This is a genomic window from Corallococcus sp. AB049A (assembly GCF_003668885.1).
Classification (GTDB): domain Bacteria; phylum Myxococcota; class Myxococcia; order Myxococcales; family Myxococcaceae; genus Corallococcus; species Corallococcus interemptor.
Map to the genome: position 1 here is coordinate 1 of NZ_RAWL01000454.1, position 6741 is coordinate 6741.

Here is a 6741-nt window from a genome sequence, read left to right on the forward strand (position 1 = left end):
CGCCTGAACGGCGCTGACTGGACGCGGCCAGGAGCGGGCGCGCTAGGGTAGGACCATGCGAGCGACCCGGTCATGGCTGGCCCTCCTCACGGCGGCAATCGCGCTGGCGGGCTGCACGAAGCACGTGGACACCCGGGTGGCCGGGGACGACGACGCGACCCTCGACGGCCTCGAGGCCCGCCTCGACGAGCTCCGCGCCCGCGAGCAGGGCGACGACCTGACCTGCGCCGAGCAGTGCGACATCTCCACGCGGACGTGCGCCACGGCGGAGGAGCTCTGCGGGCTCGTGGAGCGGCAGGCGGACCGGGACGACCTGCCGCCGCGCTGCGCCAGGGCCCGCGAGCAGTGCGCGGGCGCGAACGACGGCTGCACGCGGTGTCAGGCGCCCTGAAGAACCGTCCATGCGCCGGCTGAGACTCCGTGCCTATGATGGGTCGGATTGAGGAGCCTCCCCATGAACACCCGTCTCTCGTTGATGCTTGCTGCCTCGTCGCTCCTGCTGGCGGCCCCTGCCCTCGCGGAGGACGAAGGCCTGACGCCGGAGAAGGTGGCGGCCATCCAGCGCGATGAGGCCGCGGCCCAGGCCAAGGTGAACGCCGAGTACGGCAACCGCAAGCCGTCGGAGATGAGCAACGCCGAGCGCGGCCAGGCCATCCGGGACCAGCAGAACGAAGCCGCCAAGGTCATGGAGAAGCACGGCATCTCCGCGAAGGAGTACGCCACCTTCACGGCCCGGATGACGCCCGACGACAACCAGCGCGTCGCCACCGAGACCAAGCGCCTGGACGACAAGGCCAAGGCCGAAAAGGAAGCCGAGGCGAAGAAGCGCAAGGGCGACGGCGAGGTCCACATCCAGCAGGGCTTCAGCGACGCGGACCCCGTGGAGCTGGAGTCCACCGAGGGCGCGGAGCCCTCCGTCGACGTCGATGGCAGCCTGGATGGCACGTCCGGTGGGCCCGTCGTGGAGATGGGCGGCGACACCAGCACGCCGGCGAAGTCCATCAGCCGGAAGTCGTCCTCCCGGCGCCGCAAGTAGCCCTGCGGCGGCTCCGGAAGCCCGCTCAGCGGCCGCCGGAGCGAAGCTCCTTCGACCGCGCCTGCCACACCTCGTCGTACGGGCAGGAGCAGTCCGTCTCCTCCGGCTCCGGGTACGCGTACGTCTGGCCCTTGTAGTTGCGGAACAGGGTCTCCCGCTCGCCGCGCTCGATGACGTAGTCGGGCTGGAGGGTGACCTTCCCTCCCCCACCCGGCAGGTCCACCGCGAGGTGCGGCACCGCGAGCCCGCTGGTGTGCCCGCGAAGCTGCTCGAGGATCTCCAGCCCCTTGGCGATGGGCGTGCGCAGGTGCTCGCAGCCCTCGGCGACGTCCATCTGGTGCAGGTAGTACGGGCGCACGCGGCTGCGCAGGAGCATGTGCGACAGCTCCTTGATGATGCGCGCATCCGAGTTGAGCTGCCGCATCAGCACCGCCTGGTTCTCCACCGGTACGCCATGGTCCACCAGCCGCTCGCACGCCTCACGCGCTTCGGGCGTCACTTCCTTCGGATGGTTGAAGTGGGTGATGACGTAGACGGGCGCGTAGCGGCGCAGCAGGCGCGCCAGCGAGTCCGTGACGCGCATGGGCAGCACCACCGGCACCCGCGTCCCGATGCGGATCATCTCCACGTGCGGAATCTCGCTCAGCGGCGCCAGCAGCGACTCCAGGCGCTCCTCGCTCAGGAGGAACGGATCGCCTCCGGAAATGAGCACGTCGCGCACCTCGGGGTGCCTGCGCACGTAGTCGATGCCCCGGCGCATCTGGTCCTTGGTGAGCTCCGCCTCGCCGCCCTTGGTGATGCGCCTCCGCGTGCAGTGGCGGCAGTAGACCGAGCACGTATCCAGCGCCAGGAACAGCACCCGGTCCGGATACTTGTGGACGATGCACTCCTCCGGCCGCGTCTTGTCCTCGCCGAGCGGATCCGCCAGCTCCCCGGGCCGCACCCGGGCCTCCGCGCGCACCGGAATGGACTGCATGCGCACGGGGCACGACGCGTGCTCCGGGTCGATGAGCGACAGGTAGTACGGGCTGATGCCAATGCGGAACAGCGAGGACGTCTCCTGCACCCCGGCGCGCTCCTCCGGGGTCAGGCGCACGTAGCGCTCCAGCTGCTCCAGGTTGCGCACCGAGTGACGCTGCTGCCAGCGCCAGTCGGTCCACTCCGCGTCGGTCGCGGAGGGAAACAACCGGGCCCGGCCCTCGGCACTGAGCGAGGGACGGGGAGACGACAGGGGCGCCGTCGCGCCCGCGGAGGAATCCATTACGCGGCCTTGGGCTGATCCCGCCACCACGCCTGGCCGGACTCCGGCAGCGTGTCGATGGGATCGTAGTACTCGTACTTGCGATCAAGTGCGCCGGCGTCGTTCGCTTCCACGCTCGTGCGGTAGTTCTTGGTCCAGTAGGAGATGCCGCGCTCGCGGTCGTACTCCGCCACCTGGTGCACCCAGCGCTTCCCCACGAACGGCACGTCACAGACGATGCGCGGCGTGGCGAAGCCCGGCATGTAGCCCATGATGTCGTGCTGGAGCTTCTGTGCCTGCGCCACCGACAGCCGCCAATGCTCGCTGTTGGGGATCATGTCGCACATGTAGAAGTAGTACGGCAGGATCTTCGCGTGGTCGAGCAGCGTGAAGCACAGGTCCAGCAGCGCCTTGGGGCTGTCGTTCACGCCGCGCAAGAGCACGCCCTGGTTGCGCACGTCGCGGAAGCCCATGTCCAGCAGCTTGCGCACCGCCTTGCCCACGAGCGGCGTGAGCTGCTGCGCGTGGTTCACGTGCGTGTGCAGCGCCAGGTCCACGCCGCGCTCCACGGCCTTCTTCGCCAGCCGGTCCAGGCCCGCCAGGACGTTGTCCTGGAGGAAGTGCTGCGGCAGCGCCATGAGCCCCTTGGAGGCCAGGCGGATGTCGCGGATGTTCGGGATGTCCATCAGCGCGCTGACGAACGGCTCCAGCGCCTGGATGGGCAGGTTCGCGATGTCGCCACCGGACACCACCACGTCGCGCACGGTGGGCGTGCGGCGCAGGTAGTCCAGCATCAGCTCGTAGCGCTCCTTCTGCCCCGTCGCGAACTTGTGCTTGGACACCTGCGGGACGTCGTTGCCCACCAGGTCCATGCGCGTGCAGTGGCCGCAGTACTGCGGGCACGTGGGCAGCATCTCCGCCAGCACCTTCGTCGGATAGCGGTGCGTCAGGCCCTCGACGACCCACATGTCCTGCTCGTGGAGGCTGTCACGGCTGGCGCGCGGGTGGTTGGGCCAGTCCGAGCGGCGGTCCGCGAGCGCCGGCAACATGTACTTGCGGACCGGGTCGTTCCACAGGTCCTCGAAGTTCATGGTGTTGAGCATCTGAGGCGGGACGAGGATGGACATCGTCGCCCGCTCCTTCTGGTCCAGCTCCATGCTCGCCGCCAGGTCGTCCGGCAGCAGCGGCCCGAGCGCGGCCTTCAGCTCGCGCAGGTTCTTCACGGTGTGTTTGCGCTGCCACACCGAGCTCTCCCACTCCGCCGCGGTGACGTCCTTGTAGCCCGGGATGCGCCGCCAGTCGGGCTCCACGAACTCCTTGCGAAGGGGATAGGTGAAAGGCTGCTGCGCGGGGCCAGCCTCGGGCTTGCCTCGAGTGGACGTCGTGCTCATGAACACATCACCTCAACGAAAGGAGCGCCGTGGGCGAGGCGTCATAGCCTGCCCCCCGACATCCCTGCTCAACAATCGCCAGAGGCACAAGATGCCCCATGGCGCAGTGCGTCCGTCTACTCCACCTTGATGTTGATGAGCTTGGCGACGCCATCCGCCTCGACCACCACGACCTGGGGCTTGGTCGACTTCCCGTTGAGCTTGAAGACGACCTTGCGCTTGCCCACCGGCAGCGACAGCGGATTGCCCAGCGGCACGGGAGTCACACGGTTCGTGTTCTTTCCATCCACCCAGATCTGAGCGCCCGCCGGAGACGTGCTGCAGGCGAATTTGCCCATCGCGGCCGCCGCCGGCTTCGGCTTCGGCTCCGGAGGAGGCTTCGGGGTGGGCGCCACGACGACGGGCGGAGGCTTCGGCTTCGGTTCAGGAGGCGTGGGCTTCGGCTTCGGCTCGGGCGGCGGGGCCTCGGCGACCATCTCCACGGGGACACGCACCTCGGTGTCACCGCTGGACGTGAACTCGCCGGAGAACGGCTTGAAGCCCGAGCGCTTCGCCGTGAAGGTGTACGTCTTGCCCATCTCCAGGTCGCCGAGCTTCGCCCCTGGCAGCTTGCCCAGGGACTTGCCGTCGACGGAGATCTCCGCGCCCTCCTGCCCTTCGAACAGGGCGGTGAACTTCTTCGGAGCGGGTGGCTCGACGGGCTTCTCCGGCGTCGAGGGAGGCGGCGTGTTCTCCACCACCGCCGGCGGCGTGGCCGGCTGCTTCTCGGGCTCCGGAGGCTTGGGCTCCGGGGGCTTCTGGGCCGGCGCGTCCGCCTTCAGGCTGAGGAGGATGGGCGCCGCGGCCTGTCCGGCCGTGACCTCGATCTGCTGCGTCACGGCCTGATAGCCCGGAGCCGAGGCCGTCACGTTGTGGATGCCCGCGGACAGCTCGATGACCTGGTTGGCGTTCACGGCCTCCCCGTCCACGAGGACGGTGGCGCCCACGGGCGCGACGAAGTTCACGGAGCCCGTGGACGAGCCCCGGACCACGAAGATCACCACCAGGAGCAGCAGCAGGCCCGCGCCAGCGGCCATGCCGATGATGGCGGGCTTGGGCAGCGGCTTCTTCGGACCGGCGGGCGCCTTGGGCTTCTCCACCTTGGCGGGCGGCGCCGGCTTCGCCATCTTGGAAGCCTTCTGCGGGATGGTCGCCGGGCCGTCGGCTTCGTCGTCGTAGGGCGGCTCTTCGCCGTCCTGCCCTTCGTCTCCGTAGTCGTCCTGGCCGTCGCGGTCGTACTCGTCGCCCTGGTCGTCGTAGGCGCCGTCCGGATCCTCCGCCTCGGCCTCCTGCGCACGCAGGCCGTTGTTGCGGGAGCCCACCGGGAGGGTGATGTTCCCCGTGGTCTCCTCTTCCTCCGGGTCCAACACCGGGGCCGCGGAACCACCACGGGAGCGCGAGGGAGGCGCCGTCGGAGCCGGACCAATCATGGTCGCGCCCGCGTAGGCCTCGCCGCCCTCGTCCCCGATGATGACTTGAGACTTGGGGCCGCTCTTGCCCTTGCCGCCGCGTCCCTCGTCCTGCGCGTAGGGAGAGGCGCTGGTGTGGTGCCCGGCCCGGTCGATGGGGTTCTCCGAACGGCCGGTGATGCTGTCATCCACGACGACGCTGCTGTCGGCGATCCGCGTCTCCGGGGCACGGAAGGTGTGCGTGGAGTCGACGATCTGCGTCTTGTCCGCGGCGCCATCCATCTCCGCCAGCTCTTCATCGGTGGGCGGAGGGATGTAACCGGGCGCAGGCTGGGCGGGCGCCGTGGAGGCGCGGCCCACGGGCGAGCCGGTGGCCGACGGAGCCGGCGACCTTTTCTGCGCGGTCGCACGAGGAGGCGCGGCCACCGGAGGAGGCAGCGTCACACCCGAGTGCTCAATCTGGTCCGGGCGCTCGACGGAGGCGTAGCGCTCCATCTTCTCCGCCTCGCGGAGCATGTCCTCGGCGAAGGCCTCCTTCATGAAGCCGGACAGGTGCTTCGAGGAGTAGATGGCGTCCCCCGCGAGGAGGAAGCGCATCAGGTCCTCCTGCAGGTCCGACGCCCACTGGTAGCGGTCCTCGGGCTCGCGCGCGAGCGCCTTGAGGACGACCTTCTCCAGGCCCGCGGAGATGTTCGGGTTGAACTCGCGGGGCAGCGGGATGTCCGCGTTGCGCACCTTCTCCAGCGTGGAGAAGTCGGACTCGCCCACGAAGAGCTTCTCGCCCGTGAGCATTTCGTACAGCAGCACGCCGACGGCGAAGATGTCGCTGCGCCGGTCGATGGGCATGCCCCGGACCTGCTCCGGGCTCATGTAGCCGAACTTCCCCTTGAGGATGCCGGCCTGCGTCTTCTGCGAGCGGTTGGCGGCCTTGGCGATGCCAAAGTCGATGATCTTCACCTCGCCTTCGTACGAGACGAGGATGTTCTGCGGAGAGACGTCGCGGTGGATGATGTGCAGGTCCTGGCCGCGCGCGTCCTTCTTGCGGTGCGCGTAGTCCAGGCCCTCACACATCTTGGAGACGATGAACACCGCCTGTGCGGTGGGCATGATCTCCTTGCGGCGACGATAGCGCTCCAGGAGCGTGCGGACGTCACGGCCCGCCACGTACTCCATGGCGATGAAGTACGTCTCCTCGTGCTTCCCGAGCTCGTGGATGTGCACGATGTTGGCGTGGTTCAGCTGAACGCTGATCCGCGCCTCGTCGATGAACATCGTGATGAACTCGTCATCCTCCGCCATCGTCGGAAGGATCTTCTTGATGGCCAGGATGCGCTCGAAGCCTTCGACGCCAAAAGCCTTCGCGATGAAGACCTCGGCCATACCGCCGACGTTGACGCGCTCGAGGAGCAGGTACTTCCCAAAGAAGGTCGGCTTCTTCATCTCGCGGGGCTGCCCGGCGCCGGCGAGTACGGACCGCGGCAGGCGGTGCGCAAACCGGGGGGAGCAGTGACTCTAGATCCAGTGGGAACGGCGGTCAAACATCCACGATGACGCGATTCCCCAAGGAATCCGAGACCTTGGCGCTCCGACGCCCCGAAACTGACCCACCCGCCTCCCCGCGCGGGC

The 6741-nt window shown here is 68.7% G+C and carries 5 protein-coding genes; 2 read left to right on the forward strand and 3 right to left on the reverse strand.

Annotation, left to right across the window (positions count from 1 at the left end):
• The first annotated feature begins 55 nt into the window (after positions 1-55).
• Together D7X55_RS33250 and D7X55_RS33255 are read left to right on the forward strand one after the other, a co-directional pair.
• Positions 56-391, forward strand: a complete 336-nt coding sequence (locus D7X55_RS33250; RefSeq protein WP_121725163.1) for a hypothetical protein — start codon at positions 56-58, stop codon at positions 389-391.
• A 63-nt stretch (positions 392-454) separates the two neighbouring features.
• The gene (locus D7X55_RS33255; RefSeq protein WP_121725164.1) at positions 455-1036 is read left to right on the forward strand and encodes a hypothetical protein; all 582 of its coding nucleotides are present in this window, start codon (positions 455-457) and stop codon (positions 1034-1036) included.
• Between the two features lie 25 nt (positions 1037-1061).
• Here the strand turns inward: D7X55_RS33255 and D7X55_RS33260 are convergent, their stop codons facing one another.
• From D7X55_RS33260 to D7X55_RS33270, 3 genes are all read right to left on the reverse strand, one after another.
• Complete coding sequence (locus D7X55_RS33260; RefSeq protein ID WP_121725165.1) at positions 1062-2297, reverse strand: KamA family radical SAM protein; 1236 nt, start codon at positions 2295-2297, stop codon at positions 1062-1064.
• Positions 2297-3667, reverse strand: a complete 1371-nt coding sequence (locus tag D7X55_RS33265) for a KamA family radical SAM protein (protein WP_121725166.1) — start codon at positions 3665-3667, stop codon at positions 2297-2299. The genes D7X55_RS33260 and D7X55_RS33265 overlap by 1 nt, the downstream gene beginning before the upstream one ends.
• A 116-nt stretch (positions 3668-3783) precedes the next feature.
• Positions 3784-6555: a serine/threonine-protein kinase gene (locus D7X55_RS33270; protein ID WP_120552992.1), complete on the reverse strand. Its 2772-nt coding sequence runs from the start codon at positions 6553-6555 to the stop codon at positions 3784-3786.
• Between the last annotated feature and the right edge of the window lie 186 nt (positions 6556-6741).

Excerpts from the sequence above, each read along its gene's own strand:
- D7X55_RS33250 (WP_121725163.1), top strand. The coding sequence starts at position 56 with ATGCGAGCGACCCGGTCATGGCTGGCCCTCCTCACGGCGGCAATCGCG.
- D7X55_RS33255 (WP_121725164.1), top strand. The coding sequence starts at position 455 with ATGAACACCCGTCTCTCGTTGATGCTTGCTGCCTCGTCGCTCCTGCTG.
- D7X55_RS33260 (WP_121725165.1), bottom strand. The coding sequence starts at position 2,297 with ATGGATTCCTCCGCGGGCGCGACGGCGCCCCTGTCGTCTCCCCGTCCC.
- D7X55_RS33265 (WP_121725166.1), bottom strand. The coding sequence starts at position 3,667 with ATGAGCACGACGTCCACTCGAGGCAAGCCCGAGGCTGGCCCCGCGCAG.
- D7X55_RS33270 (WP_120552992.1), bottom strand. The coding sequence starts at position 6,555 with ATGAAGAAGCCGACCTTCTTTGGGAAGTACCTGCTCCTCGAGCGCGTC.